The sequence below is a fragment of the Mesorhizobium sp. WSM4828 genome (assembly GCF_055811175.1).
The window spans coordinates 190458-210027 of sequence record NZ_JBVVQK010000005.1; the positions used below are offsets into that span (position 1 = coordinate 190458).

Genomic DNA, 19570 nt, shown 5'->3' on the forward strand with positions numbered 1-19570 from the left:
AGGTATGCGACGCCTGCTGACACGCATCAGTGCCGCTGCGATCTTCATGCTGAGCGCAAGTCTCGTTGAGGCAGCCTCACTGAGGGTCGCCCCGACCAGCCTGGAATTGATCGCGCCCGACAGCGCGGCGGTATTGAACCTGCACAACGACGCCAAGCGGCCGATAAACGTACAGATTCGCGTGTTCAGGTGGCGACAGGAAGGCGGAGTGGAGCAACTGGAGCCGACCTCGGATGTCGTCGCCAGCCCGCCATCGACTAAGATCGGACCAAATGCAGACTACGTGGTTCGCGTCGTTCGTATCAGCAAGGCACCGGTTGGCACCGAAGAAAGCTATCGCCTTCTTGTGGACGAATTGCCTGATCCGTCGCGGAAAAAAGCCGGAACCGTAGCCTTGGTGCTTCGCTATTCCGTACCTGTCTTCTTTCGTAATCCCGATGCGAAACCCTCCGACGTGTCGTTCAGCCTATCGCGGGCAGGAGGCAGGCTCGTCCTGACAGCGCGCAACAATGGTGAGAGCCGCCTGAGACTCTCTAATCTCAATCTGGTCCAAGGCAGCAAGAAGCTCGGAGCCCGCAGCGGGCTGGTCGGCTATGTTTTGGGTGGCGCTACAATGCAATGGCCGCTCGGCAACGCCAAGTCGCTGGCCGCAAGCCCTGTTACGCTCAAAGGGCAAAGCGATCTTGGACCGTTCGATGCCCCAGTTGCGATCAAAGGGCGCTAGGGCTGCGGTCGTCGTTGCGGGCATCACCCTCCCTCTCCTGGCGGCGAACGCACAGGACTTACAATCCGAACCGCAGATTACGGAGTCCGCTTCTCCCCGAGCGGAATGCCGCGATTTGTATCTTGAGGTGTTCATCAACGACGTTTCGACGGAGCTGATCGGAACGTTCACGGAATTTCCCGACGGCAGCCTGACGACAACACCGGACGAACTCACCCAACTTGGTCTGAAGCCCGTGGATAGCGCGATCGATGCCGACGGTCTGGTCAGGCTCGATCAACTGCCGGACGTCGCCTTTCGCATCGACGAAGCAACCCAGCGCCTTTACGTCACGACCACCAACGATGGTCGATCCGCGCACGTCGTCGACATTCGCGGCAGCGACAAGGAAGATCGCCTGAAACCGCAGTCCAGCTACGGTGCTGTGCTGAACTATTCGCTATTTGCGAGCTCCAACAGCTGGTTCGAAGATGATCTGGACCTGTTCCAAGGCGTTTCCGGCGGCTTCGACGCGCGCGTTTTCAGCCCCCTCGGCACTCTCGGCCAGTCATTCACCGCCGGCTATTCGGACGGCGAGTTCGGAGGGCTTGTACGGCTCAACACGACGTGGAGCTACTCGGACCCAGAACGCCTGATGACCTATCGGGCCGGCGACTTCATTTCCGGCGGTCTGTCATGGACGCGGCCCGTCTACCTCGGCGGCGTTCAGGCCCAACGCAATTTCCGGCTTCGGTCCGATCTGGTCACGCTGCCGCTGCCGTCGTTCGGCGGGAGCGCAGCCGTCCCGTCGACGCTTGAAGTCTACACCCAGAACGTCCGCACCTACAGCGGCGCGGTTCCCGCCGGCCCGTTCCAGATTACCAATCTGCCGGTATTTGCAGGTGCCGGCGAAGCGCAGGTTGTGTTGCGAGACAGTCTTGGTCGCGAAACCAGCGCCATGCTGCCGTTCTACACGTCCTCCTCGATGCTGGGACAGGGTCTGCTCGATTTCTCGGCAGAAGTCGGATTTCCCCGGCGCAATTTCGGCATCGAATCTGCCGATTATGACCAGCGCGTGTTTGGCGTCGCCAGCGCCCGCTACGGTCTCACCAACTGGCTTACACTCGAGGGCCATGCGGAGGGCGGCGAGGATTTGGTCAACGGCGGCGTGGGTGCGGCCTTTCCGCTCGGACACTACGGCGCTGCCTCGGTGGCGGTCGCCGGCAGCCATAATGGTGGGCGCACGGGGGCGATTGTGAACGCATCGCTGGAGACGACCTATGAGGGATGGTCGATCTATGGTCGCATCCAGCGTGCGTTCGGTGACTACCACGATGTCGCCTCGGTGACTGCAGAACCTTCGTTTCCTAAGCCTGGCGATTTGCCGATCTTTAGCGGCAACGTCCCGCGATCCATTGATCAGGTAACTTTGAGCGTTCCGGCGCCCCTTGAGTTTTCAAGCCTCAACTTCTCCTACACCCATCTCGAAAGCGCCGAAGGCGAGAAGAGCCAGATTGTCGGCCTTTCCTATAGCCAGCAATTATTCAAACGGAGCAGCTTCTACGCCACGGCTTTTGCCGATCTCGAAGACCGCGACAGCTTCGGGGTGTTTGCCGGGATTTCCATCCCGTTCGGGGACGACCTCACGGCCTCGACTGGCGTAGAGAGCGGGCCAGATGGCCTCAATGTAGTTGCCGACGTAGCCAAATCCGAGCGTCTGGAGGAGGGCAGTATCGGTTGGCGAGCGCGGACGTCGGAAGGAGAAACAACCAGCCGCTCGGCTGCCGTCAGCTACAGGGCTCCGTTCGCTCGCTTCGAGGCCGATGTTCAGCAATACGACAAGGAGTTCAGAGCCACCGCGCAAATGGATGGCGCGATTGCGATGGCAGGCGGCGGCATCTTCGCGGCCAATCGTATCGATGATGCCTTCGCGGTCGTTGAGGTCGGTGCGCCCGATGTCGATGTGCAATTCCAGAATCGGCCAGTCGGCAAGACGAACAGTCGCGGCCGTATTCTGATCACAGGCCTCAACTCCTATGAGCCGAACACTGTTTCGATAAATCCCAAGAACCTGCCGGTCGATGCGGACATTCCGGCCACCAAGGAAGTCGTGATGCCGGCCGATCGCAGCGGCGTCGTGGTGAATTTCGGGGTTTCAGAAGCACCCGAGGCGGCGCTCGTCACCTTGGTCGACAGCAGCGGGCTACCGCTTGAGGCTGGCCTGAAGGGTCGTATCGAAGGTGGCTCGGAAGACTTCGTCATCGGCTACGATGGCCAAGCCTACATCCAAGGCCTGGGTGCCAAAAACGCGCTCGAAGTGGATCGTTCGGATGGGAGTTCGTGCAGGGCCGAGTTTGCCTACCAGCCCACCCCCGGCCAGCAAGTCGCAATCAAGGACGTGACCTGCCGGTGAGAATGGGCAAGCTGACAATAGGAAACAAGATGCTCCGTTTTGCCGTGCTGTTGGGCGCTGCCCTATTCTCGTCCCACGCTTTCGCCTTAAGCTGCAGTTTTGGTGTCTCGAACATGAACTTTAGCTCGGTCGATACGCTGTCGAGTAGCCAAACAAACACGACCGCAACGCTAACCATGAATTGCAGCGGCGGGCTTGTTACCCAACAAGTCCTGCTTTGTGCACATCTTGCAGCCGGCAGTGGCGGCGCCTCCACTGAAACGGCGCGGCAGATGCTGAGCGGAGCCAACAGTCTCAATTATCAGCTGTATTCGGACTCGGCGCGCAGCCTAGTTTGGGGATCCTATGCGTGGGCCTATGCGTCGCGCCCGCCAGTCTTGCGGTTGACGCTGGGAGTTTTGGGCTCGGCCAGCGGTACCGCCACCATCTATGGCACGGTATTTGGTGGCCAGGGCACGGTTCCACCCGGGACGTATCTCTCGACTTTTTCCGGCGCGAATGCCGAGTATCGCTACCGCGTCACCAATGCTAACAACTGCAGTACGGCTAACAGCACCACCCTAGCGCCGGCTGCGACCTTCACCGTAAATGCAACGGTCGCGGCGAATTGCCTCGTATCGACCGGCAACATCGATTTCGGGTCGACGGGAGTTCTCAACGCCAATGTTGATGCCACCGGTCAGGTCTCGATAACCTGCACCCCGGCGACGGCCTACACTCTTTCCTTGAACGGCGGTACCACCGGTTCACCCCCGGCGGCGCGCAAGATGTCGAAGGGCGCCGAAACGGTAACTTACGGACTCTACAAAGACACCCAGCGAACTCAGCCCTGGGGCGACGCGTCGACGGCCGGCAGCACAGTGGCTGGAACCGGAACGGGCGCGCCGCAGGCCCTGACCGTTTATGGCCGCGTGCCACCGCAGACCACTCCGTCCAACGGCGTCTATACCGATACAGTGGTCGTCACGGTGACCTATTGACGGGCAAATAGAGAAGCGCGGGCCGCCACGGCAAGATTGCTGCCCAGCCGCCTGGAACGGAATTGCGGAGTGCTGCCGGCCGGGGCGACGGCTATCAGCTACGGCAATTTGTGATCTCCAGTTCGCCATTCGCAACCGCCAGCGTGGGTAAGGTGGCATGCTCGACGAGCAACTCGGTTGCCTCTTCGATCTCCTTGCCGATGTGTCGCAAGACCCGTCCACGTGAACGCGGATAGACATGAAGCTCCCGCACTCCGCCGGGTCCCGTTTCCCATCGCTTGTGCGTTCCGGATGCCATTTTGTGAATGAGCTTAGCCGCCTGGACGCGCTTGTATTCCGGCTTGCGGTCCGCCTGAGGGTCGGCCGCAATCGCCATCTCCACCGCCACCCAGGCAGCCACAACGCGGCCGGGATCGATGTTCGCCTTGCGTAGTCTCGCCCAGGCAGCCTTCGCACGTTCCTCCGGTGACAGCCCACGAAGCCTGAAGGCCTCCACATGCGGCCCAGCGGCCCGGTAGAGCGTCTCCACGCGCTCCATGGTATTGCGCACCCATTTGTCCTCGGCGTTCGCCTGCAGCCATTCGGCGGCTGCCTTGCGGTATGCCGCGAGTCGCTTGGCGGTGAAGGAGCGCCGGTAAGGACTGCCGTGGCGAGAGTAGTGTTCCGAGTGTTGGCGACAGAAGCGGGTGTCCAACCCATCGGCTGTGCCAGCACGGGCGGGCTTGCCACATCCCACGACACGGCAACGCGAGAACATGCTGCTCGGCTCTGAGGCACGATGCTTGACCTCGTTCTTGCGTTCGAGCTTCTTAGTCCAGTTCGTCGTCAATCTCGAGTCCCTCTATGGTGAGCTGTGGGTTTATCCGAAGGGGAGGGAAAGGCTTGACCTGGAGGAGATCAGGGAGAGAGAGATCAAGAGAACATCCCCTCCTAGAGTCATTCCCTGAAGGCTTCCTCTGTTACAGTGCCTTCCACATGGGCATGCCGATGAAAGGTGTCGAGCATGACTTCCTTCGTAAGGGAGCTAGCAGAGACCGGGACCAGCACAGCGTCATGGATCGGCAATGCCACGATGCCTCTGTCTTTGAGTGTCAGCAGCACTTCGATCATCATCTGGCTTTCGATGAACTGGGCATCGTGCCCGAGACCGCGATGGAAATAGTTCCTGATCAGCGGGTGCTTCGCCTCGATTGCCTCAACAACTTCACCGACCTTGTAGCTCCGCGAGAACAGTTTGCGCGTCCCCTTCGGGAAGCGATTCAACGTATCTGATGCGAAGATCATCGCATTCATGACCTTCTTGATTCCCGGTCGATTAATCCCGTAGCGCCAAATGTCATAGAGGTCCTCGAACGGTGGCTTGTGGCCTGCCATGCCGTAGAGGATGCGTGGTCCGACCTGGCCATAATCGAGTTCCACGGCTCGCTCGCCGCTGATCCATAGCCCCTGTCGACGCTCCTGCTTGCGGAGGGTCTGCCAAAAGCCACCGAACAACCGGCCACCGCTGTCGAAACGGGACTGAGTGAAGACGCGCCGAAGCCTCCGGTCACGGATGCTGAACTGAGTCCTTGGCCATGGGAGGCCTTCGTCGTCGAACCGCAGATCGGCATCAGCAATCCAACGGTTGATCTCGTCAAGTTCAGTCCGGTGTCGCTCCGTGCCTGGCGTATCGTCGTACTCCTCCAATCCGCCCTCGTCCCAGTAGTCCTCGCGATCTTTGACGCGCTTCAAGACAATAGTCTCGCCGTGCGGATGTTCGTCGAGGTCATCGATTCCGACCCCATGCTCAGCGATTCTATCAAGAAGCCGGGAACCAGGCCGGATGACCGTCGCTCTGGCAGCGCCTTCCACGGGAGAGGCAATCTGCTGTTCGACATAGGCCATCTCTGGCCTCGCCATGAGATCGAGAATGTATGGGAACATCTTGCTGTACGCGCGTGGCCGATAGCGGCTCTTTGTGCCTAGAACTCGGTTAGACCGCCTTACATAGATGTCGCCTGCATGCTCGGCGAGATGATGGTGCATGAGGTCGGATAGGATGGCATCAACGGTGAGGTCGAACGTTTGCTGATCTCGGTCGCGACGCTTGTTCGTCCTGAGCCCCAAGTGGGCCTCGCAGTTCAGGAGCAGCCCTATCGCTTCTCGGACAATCCCCTTGGCGGTCTCCGATGCGGCGAACCGATAGGCGTTGAAGGGACTGTCGCGCTCTTCCTCTTCCTCATCGAGTTGAATCGCTGTCGGTGTAGTCTGGTCCATCCGCAAAGCTTCTGATTTTCAAAATAGCCACCCCGCATACGCGGGCACATGAACGGCGATAAGGAGGCAAGGTGTCGCGGCAGGGCCCGTCGCTAGGCTGCCCTGTTCCGTTTTGCCAACTTCGCTACGGTCGCCCGAGAGCAGCCCATTACGTCGACAATCTGGTTCCAGCTTGCGTTGGTCTTCAACATGGCCACGATGGCGGCGTTCCGCTTAGTGTTCTCCTGCCGGCCCTTCAGCCGACCTTCAGCCTTGGCCTTCTCGATGCCCTGAGCCTGCCTCCTCTTGCGGTCGGTGTAGTCCTTACGGGCGATGGCGGCGAGCATGTCCAGCATCATGCCATTGATCGCCTCGGCCATGCGCCGGGAGAACTCGTCACCTGCACCGCTGACAACCTGCCAGGACGTCGGAAGGTCTAGTGCGACGACGCGCACCTGTTTCGCTTTCAATTCGGCTCTCAGCTTCTCCCAATCGGCCTCGTTCAATCGGGAGAGACGATCGACTTGCTCCACCAACAGAACGTCTTGAGGATGACAATCGCGTATGAGTCGATCCAACTCGGGGCGTTTCAAGGTCGCTCCGCTCTCGTTCTCCTCATACCAAGCTGCCACCGCCAGCCCGCGCTCTTTCGCAAATCGTTCAAGGTCTTGCCTTGCCCGTCCCGCGTCCTGTTCCTTGGTCGATGCGCGGAGATAGGCTCTGATAAATGACATGTCCGGAACCCCTTCCAGTTCAGTTAGAATGGTTTCCATTAGACAGTTCACTATAGGTGGTCAACAATTATCTTTCGGGGCCAGTTTGGCTGGTACCGCTGGGGCATACCCTGTCGAACCGCCCAGTTGCGGTTGTCGCCAGTACACAGTAGCTACGATGGCTAGGAAACGGAGGGGTTTATGTTTTTCACAAAGTTGGGGCGAGTCATTGCGTGGCTGTTAGTTATCTTTGGCGGCTTTCGGGCGGTGCTTGCCGTCACCATTGCCACGACTGATCAAACTATGGCCCCGAGATACCTAGGTTCCAGCTCCACAGGCCACGCCATCGACATGGGTCTGTTGTGCGTTCTGATCGGTGTCGCGGTGGGCATGATGGCGGAGATAAGCCGATCGATGGCAGCGAAGAAAGAAGTCATAAAGCAGGAGCTAAAGTAGAAGCTTGATCCGCATACCCCATCCTACCGCAACCAACCCTAAGCAGTGACGCCGTTACCATGAAGACGCACATCCATTCCGCTTTCGGGAAATGGGTGGCGCTTTAGTGGGCAGGGTCGCTGCTGTTCAGGCTGCAGACGCGGATCAGCCATCTTCCGTCGGGCTGGCGTTCAAAGACGTTGAGCGATGTGCCATTGCCAGTTGGCAAGCCTTCGGAATACGTGGCCAGACACCATGCAACATCCCCCGCAGCGCCAGCATCGACGACGATGAGCTGTTTGCTACCCACGGGGTCACGGGTCCAGACTTCGTGCAGCGCCTCTACGGCTTCGCGGCCGCGCGCCGGAGGGGCATAGGGCGAGAACAGTTCTCCGTTCGGTGCAAACACTGCCGCGCAAGTACTAGCGTCCCCTGCGGTGTAGGCCGCCGCGTATCGATCGTAGAGGTCTTGCAGTTCTTCCCGGATAGCCATGGCGTTCCGTAGCCTCCGCCACCGAGGTTCTATACCACGCCTGTTGTGCAGTTGACAGCCGGCCAGCGCGCACCCGGAGGCTTGCGACGCCCACTGCTGCCGGCACAGAAACGAAGGGGGCACGGGGGGTCGTCGCGCGAGCCAGTTATCCGATCACCCGCTCAGAAATTTCTACCAAACATTCCCCGAGAAGTTGTTCGGCGTTGGATCACGTCTGAGGTAATCCGAAATTACCTTCGCAATCTGCTGAATCTTCCAGTAGAGCGGCGGCTGCCGACCCAACATAAGTCTTTGCTTGAGGAACTTGATCGGGCCGACGAAGAGTGACTCAATGGCGCTCCATTGGTTCTCCCCGCCGGTCCCCGTCAGGACCGAGGGTAGCGGTTCGACGCGCGAGGTCAGCAACGCCGAAGCAGCCGCTGAGGAACTCCTGAAGTGGGCCAACCATGGCCTTCAATGGGACCTCGCGGTGCGCGTTTGCATCGCCGTGATTTCCGACCAGATGGAACCTGAGGAGGCCCGCAAGGCATTCCTGGCTGCCGCTAAGGAGGAGGGGAAGTTAGTCCCCCCTTAATGTGGCGGGCCCGCCACTCGTGAGAAAGCCGACGGACCCAACAGCGGCTGCATCCACGAAGAATCGACCGCTGCGAGTCTTCAACCGACGAGGGCCTGCATTTGTTCCCGAAATGCGTTGTGGCGCTATGCTGAGTCGGCAGCCAGCCCTTCCAGCTCTAAGTTCATCCTCATGGCAACCCGCCAAGCACCCCGGACCAATTTTGTACGATTCTTACGCACCATTGCTGCGGGTCACGGCAAGAGTATCATCCCTATCGGGGTACCCTCGGGGGGGGTTGGATGGGCACCGTGCAAAGGGTCAGTCCAGTTCTAGAGCAAGTAATCTTCGCTCTTATCAATAGGGCGGACCGCCGCGACACTGTCTCGATCAAAGCGGCACTAGACGAAGTTCGGGAGTCTGCGCCTTATTTGCTGGCGTCTGACGACGAACTAACCGAGGCGATTGTCGAGGCAGCAACTGCCATGGGCCTGTTCGTGTGTTTTGACGGTCGGAGTAGCTGTGCTGCGCAAGCCAATGGGAGGAACAGCCTATGACCAGTAGCAGCAGCTCCATGAGTGGCATTGCCTATCCTGGCGACCTGGTTCTCTTGAAGCAGGTCTTTGATCGCGTGTGCACCGAGGAAGGTATTCCAGTTGGAAGCGAGCAGGCGGAGCGCCTGAGCGTAAGCGCAATGGAACTCTTCTCGGACGGCGAGTTCGAGGAAGCAGTTCTTTATGAACGCCTTCGACTTTATGCCCGATTGTAGCGCGCAAAGCCCATGATCTCCCATCATCAGGAAATCCTGACGAGCGTTGTCGCTCGGTACGAAGTCCTTGTGTCGATACAGGACAGGATCGTTGAACGCGACCGGCGCTTCAGTGAACCTGCCGAAACGGACGAAGCCGTCTTGAAGTGGCTGTTGGTCTCACTAGGGAAGGCCCGTATTGCCTTGGAGTGCGAGATCGGGTCGACGTTCAGCCCAGCCGAACTTTCAGGTTGACCGCATTGCGCGCGATAGCCGCAACAGGTTGTGCGTTTTTCTGGGCGAATGTTGAAGGTGCCCTATAAACGTTTATGGTTAACTTGGGTGACCTTCTCCGTTGGGTCGCCCGTCTCACGACCCGCTCCGGCTGCCCACCCGCTCGCCGGAGCGGGACTTGTCTCTGGACCTCCTGGTGCGCCTTTGCATGGCTGTGATCGCTAGCGAGAGGAGGAGGGGTGCTGCGCCGTCCAGTCGGGACGGTGGCTGTGACCAACTCCGCTCAGAACTTCTAGCAAGAGTTGTTTTTTCCTTGGGAACCCTTCCGGCCATGAGCGAGTTTCGCCTTGAATGAGTACTTTCGCACAAAGCGTGGGTTTACCTTATGCCGGCACCGCGAAGAGCAGGGACAGCCTTCCGACTGTTGATTGGTTCAGAAGGCTACCGCCAGATCTTGCGCAGCACTATGGGACTGCAAGTCGATCAGCAAATGCCGGCGCACTTTGCCGTGTTGCTGGAGGCGCTTGATCAACGAGAGCAGGAGCTAGCTGACGAGCCTTCGGTACGCTTCCGTACATCGAATTGATCCTTAAGACTACGGTAGTATCATCGAACCCTTACAACCGGGGGGTTGGATGGGCGTTGCAAGGATCGATCCAGTATTGGAGGAGGTAATTAATGCCGTCCTCACCAGGGCTGACCGAGAGGGCACCGTATCGATTTCTGGCGCGCTACGCCGGGTTCGGGAGGCGGCACCTCATTTGGTCGCGACAGACCAAGAGATTAGGGACGCCATAGTCGAAGTTGCCGATGCCCTTGGGCTGTCAGTAGCGGACAATGACAAATAGGATCCACTGGCATTTCCCGACGGCTCAGAAATCCATCTGACCAAGAAGGGACCCAAGTGGAAGAAGGCTGTGCAGCTCAGCTCGGAGGCATTGGCGGGCCGAGCGTCACCAGAAGAGGCACGTATGGCTTCCAGGCTGCTAAGGAGGAGGGGATGCTACGGCCCTCTGTTTAGGGCTCGGTGCGCCCGATGTTCGGTCCCACCTCCCACGTCGTGGCGCGTGCCCCTCATGGGAACATCGCCCAGGACGGATGAGCATCGCGTGCCGCAGCCTTCCGACTGATCCTTCGCGGCAATCGCCGTCACGACTAAACCGAATGCAAGCGAAATGGCGAGGGCGACACCTACTGGAAGATGATGCATACCTCCCCGCCTACCGAGCGCTTCGAAGACGGTCGATGAACGTTTGGAGACAGTCCCATCACGGCCTCAAACATGCCTAACGGACCGTTACCCGGCGTCCTTCGTTGAAGCGATTTGGGGAAGACGAAGCCCTTTAGCCGCTCTAAGTTGATCCTCATGGCAAGCCATTGGTTCAACCCTCCCGTGAACGTAAGGACCGACCGACCCGGGATGACTTACGCTTGCAACAATGTGGAGGGGGGCCGCCGAGGAACTCATGAAGTGGAAAAAAAGGGGGCCTGAGTGGAAGAGGGCGGTCCAAGCCTGCGTCGACGCCTTTGAGGACCGGGTGACCCCACAGGATGTCCGAGAGGCCTTCGAGGCTGCTGCCGAGCAGGAGGGAGTCCTACGTTCCTCTGATTAAATCTCCCTGCGGCTTGCCACCATGTGCCACGTCTGGTTACTGATCTCTCTCAGCAAGCAAGGGGAGAGTATCTTTATGTGGTTTCGCGCTACTTCGACCGACGGTCACTTAGTCCACATAAACAGCGATCAGGTGATAGCGGTCTACAAATACGAAGCAAATGACTACACGACGATCATCACAACTGGGGCTGGCGAACACCCTCATTTAATTGCCGTGACAGAAGACGTCGATCATGTGATGCGAACGATCGAGAACCGGTCCCTCTGACCCCTGCTCACTAGCGATGTACGGGTGCTGTGCGGGGAAGGGAACCGCCGGCCTTTACTCCATGTCGGGCACCTCGCCTCCAACAAACAGCGTCGTCGGCTCGCCGTATTCGCCCAGCGCCGGATTAGCATCACGGGACCACGCAATGACACCGGCATGCTTGCCCGCAAGAGCCTTGGCGGTCCTTATTGCCCGATCTTCCGACTGCTGCTCGGCTGGACCGAAGACAGGCTGAAGGTCGCCGGTCTCATCGCGGTCGAAGGCGGTAACGACAATGAGCTTGGGGGTCTTCTGCTGCGGTAGAATGCTCTCTGACATGCTGACGGTTTCCTCTGACGGAACGTTATTCGGTGTCGCTGGCGTACCATCTTCGTCGGTGCCATCCCCTGCTAAACCCGTGGCTCAAAGCAAGGGCCGCTAGGGCCAGCTCACGCTCCAGGGCAGCGTTGGCGACAAGGAGCACCTTGACGGCTGCTCTGGCACCACCATGGGCTGCTATGGCCTCGTCAGTCACAAGTTCCCAGTCGACGGGATGAAGTTGCTGTTCTTGCGATGTCTCGCTTTGTTCTCCCATGGCTTGGTCTCTCTGGGGCTGTCTAGCGGCACCCGTGCAGTTCCACATTATTGTCACCTAATGGCTCGCTCCAGAGCGAACAAAAGCGGAACGAAATTGTCAATGGTGAATTGACCGGAAGTAAAGTGAGTTCCTACTTTGGGCCATGCCTGACACTGGTGGAAGACATAAGCGCGGCAGCAAATGGAAGCTCAGCAATGCCTCATGGGGCAGGGGACATTCATTGCGGGCTCTGCAACGTTAAGCGCCGTGCGGCGTATTGTCTGGAGGGATGAGTGAGATCAGCTGCGCTCAAATCGCTATGGCTTCCTAAGAGCGTTGAGCGCTTTGAAGAGCGTTTCCGCTCGGTCTAAGGTAGTGGCGACCTCCGGTGCATCGCCGCTTAAGGAGCTTGGATTGGCAAGGAGCCAAGCCGACGGAGTGAAGTGATCGAACTCAGGGACGCCCTGTAGGACGCGGAAGTATGCCTCAGCCTTCTTGACTTGCCGTTCGGTACTTTCCTCGGCCGCTTTAAGCTTCGCTGGATCCAGTTCGTTGCCCCCCGACAGCTGGAATGCCCCATTGACGATCCTGCAGAAGAGTTGCGAGTCGAACAGGTCTTCGACATCGGCTTCTTCTTGAGCTGTGAAGTCAGCCATCGTTAGGACGCCGCCAGCTTTTATGATCTGGCTGCGTTTCAGGGTGTCGAGCTTGTTGCGGTCCTTTTTCGTGTAGTCTGAGAGGGCAATCACGTCGAGGTTGTTACCGCCAAAAAGCGAAACAAAGGACTGGATTTTGTCGATGCCGCCTGCCGGGCAAAGAACCCAACTCGGATCGAGGCCAGTCCTGCTCCGGCGTACTAGCTCAGCAGAAAGTGCCCGTAGATAAAGAATGTCACCAGGACCTTCGACAAGAATGGTGTGTTTGCCCACAAAGAGCGTTTGCGTAAGCGAGTACCCAAGAGCGCCTTGCAAAGGGAACACCGAGTCGCGATCAGCGTTAAGGACATCTTCGCGAACTTGGGTGCCAGTTGGTGTGCGGCGCCCATTATCGCCGACCTTTACGAGGTCTTGCACGATCCGCGATGCCATCAAGTCCTCATGCGGTACCATGAATGGCGAGTGTGTGGAGTAGATCATCTGGTGGTGCGGTGACAGCTTCTCCGAGAAATACCGTAGTAGGTCGGCCTGAGCGAGGCCGTGGAGCGTGAGCCCGGGCTCGTCCAGTAAAAGAAAAACCTTGCCCTTAGCCTCTTTCTTCACCCGGTCGAATTTAATCAAGAAAGAAAAAAACCATGTGAAGCCAGCACTCCGCTCTGAGAAAGACGTATCCGCCTTATGAAGCTGGTTGTAGATACGCGCCCGCCCAACCGCACCGGCGTTGAAAGGCGCCGGGTCACCCGACCTTCCTTCCGCTACGCTGACCCGGACCTCAATGTCTTGATTCTGGGTCCAGTATTCGAGGATTTCTTCGGTGAGGACGTTAGAAGCGCCCTGCAACCGCGCATTAAAGCTTTCGAACGTGGTTGCTCCGAGTATGTCCTTCAACGAGACGCCCGAGTATTCAAGGAACTCCCAAAAGAGGCGATCACCCCGCAATCGGTCCTCTGTAAAGAGCGTGTCGTCGGCCTCGCGGTCATTCAGGGTGGGTAAGTGTACAACCGCGTTCATTCGATCGTAGTTCGAAAAATACATGAATTGCGGCAGGTAAGGTTCGAGAATCTGCTTCACGCGTCCAGCGACCGACGATTGCGAATAGCCAGATACCTTGTCGTAAAGGGCCTTGTGTTTGGGGTTAGCCGCATGAAGCTCCTTGAGTTTCGTGAGGAGTTCCGTGCTTGTCGCGGGGTTACCTAGTTGACTTTTTTCGGGGGCGGAAAAGTTCGCTTGAGCGATGAGATGATTGATTGCGGCCTTGAAATTTACTGGAAAGGTCCACTGGGCAAATTTAGCCTTGTAGGTTCGGGCTACAACCACCATGTCGCCGGTAATTGTCGCAGAACCGAACTCCGCTGCGATCAAGGCTTTCTGAGCATCATTGATCTTCCAAGTCGTGGTGGCAACCATTGCCTCCTCTTCCGCATGCCGCTCGCTGTAGCGGGCGAGAAAGCGCTTTGGGTAGTCGCGCTCAATCTCGTACTGGAATGGGGTGGCCGGGTGAGGGTTGAGGCCCGCCAGCGCCTGCAGAATGGCAGTTTTGCCTGCTTCGTTTTTGCCCACAAGGCATGTGAGATGCTCGACAGTGAATACTCCGGAATCTTCCACAGAACGGAAATTCTGGATACGGATGGTTGCTAATTCCATGCTTCCCCCCTCAAAGAAGCCAAGCAATGACACGAATTTCTATGCTATGCACAGAAAAACGTAGATCATGCAGCTCAGGCTTAAAGCAAACTCAATTTGTCGCCCGGTGTTGAGCCCAGCGGAGACTTGACGTGCGTGGCGGGCTTCTCGACGATCACAAGAGGGTCGTCAGGACGTGGGCGCTGCAATCCCTTCGCTTCCCATGCCTCGATCTCCCCTTGCGCCCGCCAGGATGACCGGCATGCCCTTCTGCAAAGCAATCTGGCAAGCTCACGTGCCGCCCGGTGTGTTGCGAGGCGCCGGCCGGGCCTGATTGGGATAGATTTCAATGAACGGCTCAAGGTTGCCCAAGGGTGTCCCCGCAAGGCTAGGGTCCATTGGCGGATGGCCTCTTGCGGCGGTTGCGCACGTTTTGGTACGGAGTAGGGCTAACTGCCGTAGACAAATACTTTTCGGTCAAGTGAGCCGAGAATAAAAAGGGGAACACGAACCAGAGAGAGGTCAATGAACTCATCGCACATGATGGTCATCAAGGACCTTTTGCTTAATTCGTGCATCCAGAGATGGGGATGGTATCGAGACATCATCCCAAGAATGTAGAGACCTATGTAAAAGTATCCCATTTCGTTCAAAAAATCGCCATCGCCAACAAAGTATAGTGCATCGATTTTATTAGGAAAAACCTCCGGTGACCAACGAGCGCCCATTTCAGACCTCGGATCGTAGCTTACAGAAAAGGACGCTCCGCTTCTTAGATCGGAATGCGAAACGTTGGGTATCAAGGCGGGAGGGAATAAGAATTTCTCAAGGATAGGGTCGCGAAGGTCGTCTCCTGTGGGGTGAATAGTATACCCTTCACGAACCTGATGTAGCTTGCTATCTGCCCCGATCACAAGTTCGTTGACAATAAGACCTCTTACCAAAGTACTTACAAATGGTGCATCTAGTAACGCGTGGTACATTCCCGGAATGTGCTGCATGCATTCTTTCAAGGTGACTCCGCGATTTGGCATCTTTAAAGTTGATAGCGGCGTCGTATTGGAGAGGACGTTGGAGGAGGTCGTTGAATGCGAGGATCGTTCGGGAGTTGCCTCGAAAATTGTTGTCCGCTTGCCGTACTGTGGCGTGTGCATGGATCGATCTCGCCAAAGTCCAAAAAGCCCGTTCATTGAGCCAGCGGCATCGAACTCGGCCCGGGCTGACAATGCCTCTAGCGATTGGTTTAGCGCGAGTGATAGGCCGTGCCGATGGTATTTCATTGGCCGTCGGTCGATACTGTCTTCCCCATCTCCAACCCAAAGAATTTCTGCGTTGGCAAGCGATGTTAAACTATAATACGCTTGTAAGGCTTTCGTAGAAAGGCCGCTCGACTTAGACGATTGAGAGAACTCGAAGGCTTGCGACAGGCAATAGGCAAGCTGTTCCATTTGTTTTGTTACATTTGGCTTATGTTTCTTCGGAATGGACCTTTCGCTCATCAGGATTTCGGTCGAAGCTGTGGCATCCTGATACTTCCGTAAGCCGCGCCAAGCGACATCATAAGCACTGCTGGGGGCAACCTCGGTAACGACCCACTGCTTCACAAGCTGCACTCTCCCAGAATCGGTATAGCGGCAGCGATTTAGCTCCACGACCGACGAACTGATGTGTATACCAACTTCACAAAGGCCGCATGTGGATAACCGCAGATTTAGCGGCAGCGGGGAGGGACCTTAGGCCAGAGCCTCTGCATCGCCTCACTCGCAACGTTCAGCCGCGCTTCCTCGCCACCGTACTTGCCACCAGTGCCGCATTCTGAGTGACGCATGATGGACCGCTTTAGCTTGTTAGGGACAGGCGATCACCAGAAAGTCCTCGATGCGGTGGCGCAATGAGTGGGCGGTGACCGGGGCGGATCGGATGCCATCCCTAGTTCGGCTTGGCCATCGCCTTCTCAAGTGCCCGTCTTGCAACCTCAAGGCGCGCCTCGTCGCCTCCGTAGTCCTCCCCAACGCTGCCCGAGGAGTGCCCCAGAACAATGTCTTGGTCCGACTTCGTGACGCCGGCCAACCGCAGCCGATCCTTCATGAGGTGACGAAGTGAATGGGTCGTGGCCTTCGGGTCCGTCACACAGGCCCGCACATGTTTCCCGAGGGCGGCAGACGCTGAGGCCGGACCTCGGGGTCGACCATAGGCCGGGAATAGCATCGTTGCATTGCCGGCGGCTTTGACCGCTTCCCTTGCGGCCGCCAGAGCGACCCCTAACAACGGAACGTTACGCCGAGACACTTTATTCTTAATGCGACGGTCGTCATGCCACTCGACAGTCAAGTGCGGAACCGTATGGTCAAGGTGTACGTCCGTCACCCGCAGACCCGACACCTCAGCGAGGCGGCAACCCGTGCAATTCAGAATTGTCCAAATGTGTTGAAGGTCCGCCTTGGCATGGTACGAGATGCGGGCGGTTATGGCCGCAACTTCTTCCAGTGTGAATGGCCGGCGCTTATCTTTATCGGGTTCAGCCTTGTCCTTTGGCGCGGCCTCCAAATTCATGAAGGGGTTCGTGACGCCGGCTAGGTCAAAGTCCCTTATGGCATGATTAATGACCGCGCGGACTACGTTCAGATAGCGGTCCACGGAAGAAGCTTTGCGCCCATCGAGCATGTGGTCGCGGACTTCCTTGGCATCCTGGCGCTTGAGGCTTGCCAGCTTGCGGTCCTTGCCGAGTGCCTCCACGACGAGCTTGAAGACCCGCTCAAGCTCCATTTGCTTTGTCTCATCATCCCCAACGCGCTCCTTCAGATAAAGACGCTTGGCATCCTCAAGTGTCGGGGCTGGCGTGCCGTTTGGGTTCAGAACCAGTGCGCGCGCCGTTGCCGTGTCCGCCTCGGTCGGGTGGAAATCCGGCAAGTCGTCGTCGTCTCCGATGCGTTCAAGGTTTGGAACGTACTTACGCGCGAGCTTCTCGATGGCCTCCAATCTGGCTTGCCAATCCTTGTCTTGCTCGATCTCATCGGCAAACGGGAGGTCGCGATCTTGTCGAAAGCCCATCTTGCGGGCAGCGGTTATGCCGTCGCGGAAATGACCCCACTCTGTTGGGGAAGGCCCATTGGCCCGCTTGACCGCGTCGGATAAAAGTTTCTCGGCCTCGGCGTGAACCCTCGGATATTTTTTGAGGGCCTCCTGTTCGGTGGCGCCAAGCGGTACGAGGTGTTCTCGCTTGCCCAAAATGGTCCGCAGTTCTTCAGGGATTTTGCGCCTGTAGCGCCAACCGGCTTTGCCACGTTTCTGGATGTGCTTCACGTCAATGTTCATTCTCAGTGTACCCCGCAGTGTATCTCGCGGTGTATCTCTGGGGAAGCGGAAACCCTTGCAATCCTTGGGTTTCAAGACTTTTCTGGTGATTGTGGCTCCCCGGGCCGGATTCGAACCAGCGACCAACCGGTTAACAGCCGGTTGCTCTACCACTGAGCTACCGGGGAACAGAGGCTCTTGCGTGAGTGGGGCAGCCTATAGCAAACCCGTTTCGGCTTTGCAAAGAAGCATTTTGCATTTTTTTCGGTGCTTTTTGGCGCAGGGCTTTCTGGCAATGGCCGGCGAGCGCCCTCATATGAGCTGTCTCTCGCCTGTCACGGAACAGAAAAGGCCGTTGCGGCTTTCTCCGGCTGACGGTGCTACTGATGCAAATGGATCGACATTTCACATGACGGCAATGAGCGACGAACAGCCACCGGCCCGGAAAATCTCGGTCTTCGGCCGCCAGTTCACCATGCCGCGCTCGCGCGGCCTCAGGATTGCGATCGGCGTTGTGCTGATCATCGGCGGCATTCTCGGCTTCCTGCCAATCCTGGGTTTCTGGATGGTACCGATCGGATTGCTGGTGCTCTCTTACGAATTCGCATTGGTGCGCCGTCACCGGCGCCGCTTCGTCGTCTGGTGGGAGCGGCGGCGGAGGCCGGACTGAGACTGCCCTGCTGACAGGCCGGCATCCGGCAAAATGTCGGTGAGCGGCGTGGTCCGTCCAGGCATCACCGAGGCTCGTCGAAACAGCTTTCCAGGCGTTCGCAGAGCTCCTTGAGAACGGCGGTAGCCGACGCCAGCCGCGCCCGGTCGCGCGGCGGCAGGCTGTTTGCGCCTTCTATGCCGAGGCGGTCGATGGCATAGCGCACAAGCTCTGCAGACTGCGACAATCCGCGCGGTGTGCCGTCTTGCGTCGCTGATCGAGCCATGGCGGAGCCTCCTTTCTGCCCAACGTGGCCGCCGGGTTCGGGTTCCTCTCGCCGAGAATCATGCTTAACGATAAGCTAATATGTTATTGCTAGCATGGCATGGCGTTGATAAGCAGTGCCTCGATGTCGGAAGAACCGTTGGGAATGCATGGTGGCCGCTTGACGGCATTTTCGCCGCAACCTATTGGAGCCGGGTGGAACGCCGGGAGCAACGAGGCCTCGTGGCGGAGTGGTTACGCAGAGGACTGCAAATCCTTGCACCCCGGTTCGATTCCGGGCGAGGCCTCCAATACCCGAGCTCCCGCGCGTCAGCGCCAGGGGGCTTCAGTTCCGGTCGAAACAGCCGCGGCCTTCGCGCGGCAAGCGGATGGTTGGAACATGAGCGCTGATTTTGCCGAACGCCGGGTGAAGATGGTCGACGGCCAGATCCGCACCACCGACGTGACCAGCGCGCCGTTGCTCGAGGCGATGCTTTTCGTGCCGCGCGAGGCCTTTGTTGCCTCCGGCCAGCGCGATCTTGCCTATATCGATGAGGACATCCGCATTGCCGATACGGCCGAGGGTCCGCGCTATCTAATGGAACCGTCGCCATTGGCCAAGCTGATGCAACTGGCCGATATCGGCCCAGGCGATTCGGCACTCGATGTCGGCTGCGGCACCGGCTATGCGGCGGCGATCCTGTCGCGGCTGGCAAGGTTCGTGGTGGCGCTGGAAAGCGATCCGGCCCTAGCCGAGACCGCCACTTCGACGCTTGCGGCGCTGGGTTGCGGCAATGTCACCGTGGTCCAGGGGCCGCTGCCGCGAGGCCATGCCGCAAACGCGCCTTATGACGTCATCCTGATCGGCGGCAGCGTCGGCGAGGTGCCGGCGGCGCTGTTCGACCAGCTTGCCGAAGGCGGCCGACTCGTCGCCGTGGAAGGGCAGGGCAATTCGGGCGTAGCCCGGCTTTTTTTTAAGACTGGAGGGGTTGTAACGGGAAGACGCGCATTTAATGCGGCAATTAAGCCACTACCGGGATTTGAACGCATTCCCGCCTTCGAATTCTGAGTGATTTTGCCTTGCAGCGAAGGCGTTGTCATGATCGCTTGCGTTTGAACAATCGTTGCTGATCTGCAT

The 19570-nt window shown here is 58.2% G+C and carries 18 protein-coding genes and 2 tRNA genes; 10 read left to right on the forward strand and 10 right to left on the reverse strand.

Annotation, left to right across the window (positions count from 1 at the left end; translation table 11 throughout):
* Nucleotides 1-4 precede the first annotated feature (4 nt).
* From AC0L2X_RS08615 to AC0L2X_RS08625, 3 genes are read left to right on the forward strand one after another with little or no spacing between them, the layout of a single operon-like run.
* Complete coding sequence (locus AC0L2X_RS08615) at nucleotides 5-724, forward strand: fimbrial biogenesis chaperone (RefSeq protein WP_473599569.1); 720 nt, start codon at nucleotides 5-7, stop codon at nucleotides 722-724.
* Nucleotides 696-3116: a fimbria/pilus outer membrane usher protein gene (locus AC0L2X_RS08620; protein ID WP_473599586.1), complete on the forward strand. Its 2421-nt coding sequence runs from the start codon at nucleotides 696-698 to the stop codon at nucleotides 3114-3116. Before AC0L2X_RS08615 ends, AC0L2X_RS08620 begins: the two co-directional genes overlap by 29 nt.
* Before the next feature lie 29 nt (nucleotides 3117-3145).
* Nucleotides 3146-4096 (forward strand): Csu type fimbrial protein, encoded by a 951-nt coding sequence (locus AC0L2X_RS08625; protein ID WP_473599570.1) that lies wholly within the window; start codon nucleotides 3146-3148, stop codon nucleotides 4094-4096.
* A gap of 94 nt (nucleotides 4097-4190) precedes the next feature.
* Here the strand turns inward: AC0L2X_RS08625 and AC0L2X_RS08630 are convergent, their stop codons facing one another.
* From AC0L2X_RS08630 to AC0L2X_RS08640, 3 genes are all read right to left on the reverse strand, one after another.
* On the reverse strand, nucleotides 4191-4925 hold the full coding sequence (locus AC0L2X_RS08630) for a hypothetical protein (protein WP_473599571.1): 735 nt from the start codon (nucleotides 4923-4925) through the stop codon (nucleotides 4191-4193).
* Between the two features lie 107 nt (nucleotides 4926-5032).
* Nucleotides 5033-6352 (reverse strand): hypothetical protein, encoded by a 1320-nt coding sequence (locus AC0L2X_RS08635; protein ID WP_473599572.1) that lies wholly within the window; start codon nucleotides 6350-6352, stop codon nucleotides 5033-5035.
* Nucleotides 6353-6444: 92 nt separating this feature from the next.
* Entirely contained in the window at nucleotides 6445-7104 is a 660-nt protein-coding gene (locus tag AC0L2X_RS08640; protein WP_473599573.1) for a recombinase family protein, read from the reverse strand.
* A 141-nt stretch (nucleotides 7105-7245) separates the two neighbouring features.
* On the opposite strand from AC0L2X_RS08640, the gene AC0L2X_RS08645 reads away from it, so the two are divergent.
* Complete coding sequence (locus AC0L2X_RS08645) at nucleotides 7246-7500, forward strand: hypothetical protein (RefSeq protein WP_473599574.1); 255 nt, start codon at nucleotides 7246-7248, stop codon at nucleotides 7498-7500.
* A gap of 103 nt (nucleotides 7501-7603) precedes the next feature.
* On the opposite strand, the gene AC0L2X_RS08650 is transcribed toward AC0L2X_RS08645, so the two are convergent.
* The gene (locus AC0L2X_RS08650) at nucleotides 7604-7972 is read right to left on the reverse strand and encodes a YybH family protein (RefSeq protein WP_473599575.1); all 369 of its coding nucleotides are present in this window, start codon (nucleotides 7970-7972) and stop codon (nucleotides 7604-7606) included.
* A gap of 331 nt (nucleotides 7973-8303) precedes the next feature.
* Between AC0L2X_RS08650 and AC0L2X_RS08655 the strand changes: the two genes are divergently transcribed.
* The 3 genes from AC0L2X_RS08655 (at nucleotide 8304) to AC0L2X_RS08665 (ending at nucleotide 11120) form a co-directional block, all read left to right on the forward strand.
* The gene (locus AC0L2X_RS08655) at nucleotides 8304-8546 is read left to right on the forward strand and encodes a DUF982 domain-containing protein (RefSeq protein WP_473599576.1); all 243 of its coding nucleotides are present in this window, start codon (nucleotides 8304-8306) and stop codon (nucleotides 8544-8546) included.
* 532 nt (nucleotides 8547-9078) lie between these two features.
* Entirely contained in the window at nucleotides 9079-9294 is a 216-nt protein-coding gene (locus AC0L2X_RS08660; protein ID WP_473599577.1) for a hypothetical protein, read from the forward strand.
* Nucleotides 9295-10973: 1679 nt separating this feature from the next.
* Complete coding sequence (locus AC0L2X_RS08665; RefSeq protein ID WP_473599578.1) at nucleotides 10974-11120, forward strand: DUF982 domain-containing protein; 147 nt, start codon at nucleotides 10974-10976, stop codon at nucleotides 11118-11120.
* A gap of 324 nt (nucleotides 11121-11444) precedes the next feature.
* On the opposite strand, the gene AC0L2X_RS08670 is transcribed toward AC0L2X_RS08665, so the two are convergent.
* The 5 genes from AC0L2X_RS08670 to AC0L2X_RS08690 form a co-directional block, all read right to left on the reverse strand.
* Nucleotides 11445-11708: a hypothetical protein gene (locus tag AC0L2X_RS08670; RefSeq protein ID WP_473599579.1), complete on the reverse strand. Its 264-nt coding sequence runs from the start codon at nucleotides 11706-11708 to the stop codon at nucleotides 11445-11447.
* Nucleotides 11709-12263: 555 nt separating this feature from the next.
* Nucleotides 12264-14246, reverse strand: a complete 1983-nt coding sequence (locus AC0L2X_RS08675) for an ATP-dependent nuclease (RefSeq protein ID WP_473599580.1) — start codon at nucleotides 14244-14246, stop codon at nucleotides 12264-12266.
* Nucleotides 14247-14674: 428 nt separating this feature from the next.
* Entirely contained in the window at nucleotides 14675-15829 is a 1155-nt protein-coding gene (locus AC0L2X_RS08680; protein ID WP_473599581.1) for a YaaC family protein, read from the reverse strand.
* A gap of 325 nt (nucleotides 15830-16154) precedes the next feature.
* Entirely contained in the window at nucleotides 16155-17540 is a 1386-nt protein-coding gene (locus AC0L2X_RS08685; RefSeq protein ID WP_473599582.1) for a tyrosine-type recombinase/integrase, read from the reverse strand.
* 92 nt (nucleotides 17541-17632) lie between these two features.
* Nucleotides 17633-17707: transfer RNA gene (locus AC0L2X_RS08690), tRNA-Asn, on the reverse strand.
* A gap of 221 nt (nucleotides 17708-17928) precedes the next feature.
* On the opposite strand from AC0L2X_RS08690, the gene AC0L2X_RS08695 reads away from it, so the two are divergent.
* Entirely contained in the window at nucleotides 17929-18189 is a 261-nt protein-coding gene (locus tag AC0L2X_RS08695; protein WP_023676401.1) for a hypothetical protein, read from the forward strand.
* 64 nt (nucleotides 18190-18253) lie between these two features.
* On the opposite strand, the gene AC0L2X_RS08700 is transcribed toward AC0L2X_RS08695, so the two are convergent.
* Entirely contained in the window at nucleotides 18254-18454 is a 201-nt protein-coding gene (locus AC0L2X_RS08700; protein ID WP_473556518.1) for a hypothetical protein, read from the reverse strand.
* A 215-nt stretch (nucleotides 18455-18669) separates the two neighbouring features.
* On the opposite strand from AC0L2X_RS08700, the gene AC0L2X_RS08705 reads away from it, so the two are divergent.
* Nucleotides 18670-18743 (forward strand) — tRNA-Cys (locus tag AC0L2X_RS08705).
* Nucleotides 18744-18832: 89 nt separating this feature from the next.
* Nucleotides 18833-19501 (forward strand): protein-L-isoaspartate O-methyltransferase family protein, encoded by a 669-nt coding sequence (locus AC0L2X_RS08710; protein ID WP_473556516.1) that lies wholly within the window; start codon nucleotides 18833-18835, stop codon nucleotides 19499-19501.
* Nucleotides 19502-19570 lie beyond the last annotated feature (69 nt).

What these genes read in the sequence shown, in the direction of transcription:
- AC0L2X_RS08635 (WP_473599572.1), bottom strand. Translation starts at nt 6,352, where the DNA reads ATGGACCAGACTACACCGACAGCGATTCAACTCGATGAGGAAGAGGAA.
- AC0L2X_RS08650 (WP_473599575.1), bottom strand. Translation starts at nt 7,972, where the DNA reads ATGGCTATCCGGGAAGAACTGCAAGACCTCTACGATCGATACGCGGCG.
- AC0L2X_RS08710 (WP_473556516.1), top strand. Translation starts at nt 18,833, where the DNA reads ATGAGCGCTGATTTTGCCGAACGCCGGGTGAAGATGGTCGACGGCCAG.
- AC0L2X_RS08700 (WP_473556518.1), bottom strand. Translation starts at nt 18,454, where the DNA reads ATGGCTCGATCAGCGACGCAAGACGGCACACCGCGCGGATTGTCGCAG.
- AC0L2X_RS08665 (WP_473599578.1), top strand. Translation starts at nt 10,974, where the DNA reads ATGAAGTGGAAAAAAAGGGGGCCTGAGTGGAAGAGGGCGGTCCAAGCC.
- AC0L2X_RS08625 (WP_473599570.1), top strand. Translation starts at nt 3,146, where the DNA reads ATGCTCCGTTTTGCCGTGCTGTTGGGCGCTGCCCTATTCTCGTCCCAC.
- AC0L2X_RS08615 (WP_473599569.1), top strand. Translation starts at nt 5, where the DNA reads ATGCGACGCCTGCTGACACGCATCAGTGCCGCTGCGATCTTCATGCTG.
- AC0L2X_RS08685 (WP_473599582.1), bottom strand. Translation starts at nt 17,540, where the DNA reads ATGAACATTGACGTGAAGCACATCCAGAAACGTGGCAAAGCCGGTTGG.
- AC0L2X_RS08660 (WP_473599577.1), top strand. Translation starts at nt 9,079, where the DNA reads ATGACCAGTAGCAGCAGCTCCATGAGTGGCATTGCCTATCCTGGCGAC.
- AC0L2X_RS08695 (WP_023676401.1), top strand. Translation starts at nt 17,929, where the DNA reads ATGACGGCAATGAGCGACGAACAGCCACCGGCCCGGAAAATCTCGGTC.
- AC0L2X_RS08670 (WP_473599579.1), bottom strand. Translation starts at nt 11,708, where the DNA reads ATGTCAGAGAGCATTCTACCGCAGCAGAAGACCCCCAAGCTCATTGTC.
- AC0L2X_RS08640 (WP_473599573.1), bottom strand. Translation starts at nt 7,104, where the DNA reads ATGGAAACCATTCTAACTGAACTGGAAGGGGTTCCGGACATGTCATTT.
- AC0L2X_RS08645 (WP_473599574.1), top strand. Translation starts at nt 7,246, where the DNA reads ATGTTTTTCACAAAGTTGGGGCGAGTCATTGCGTGGCTGTTAGTTATC.
- AC0L2X_RS08675 (WP_473599580.1), bottom strand. Translation starts at nt 14,246, where the DNA reads ATGGAATTAGCAACCATCCGTATCCAGAATTTCCGTTCTGTGGAAGAT.
- AC0L2X_RS08620 (WP_473599586.1), top strand. Translation starts at nt 696, where the DNA reads ATGCCCCAGTTGCGATCAAAGGGCGCTAGGGCTGCGGTCGTCGTTGCG.
- AC0L2X_RS08655 (WP_473599576.1), top strand. Translation starts at nt 8,304, where the DNA reads ATGGCGCTCCATTGGTTCTCCCCGCCGGTCCCCGTCAGGACCGAGGGT.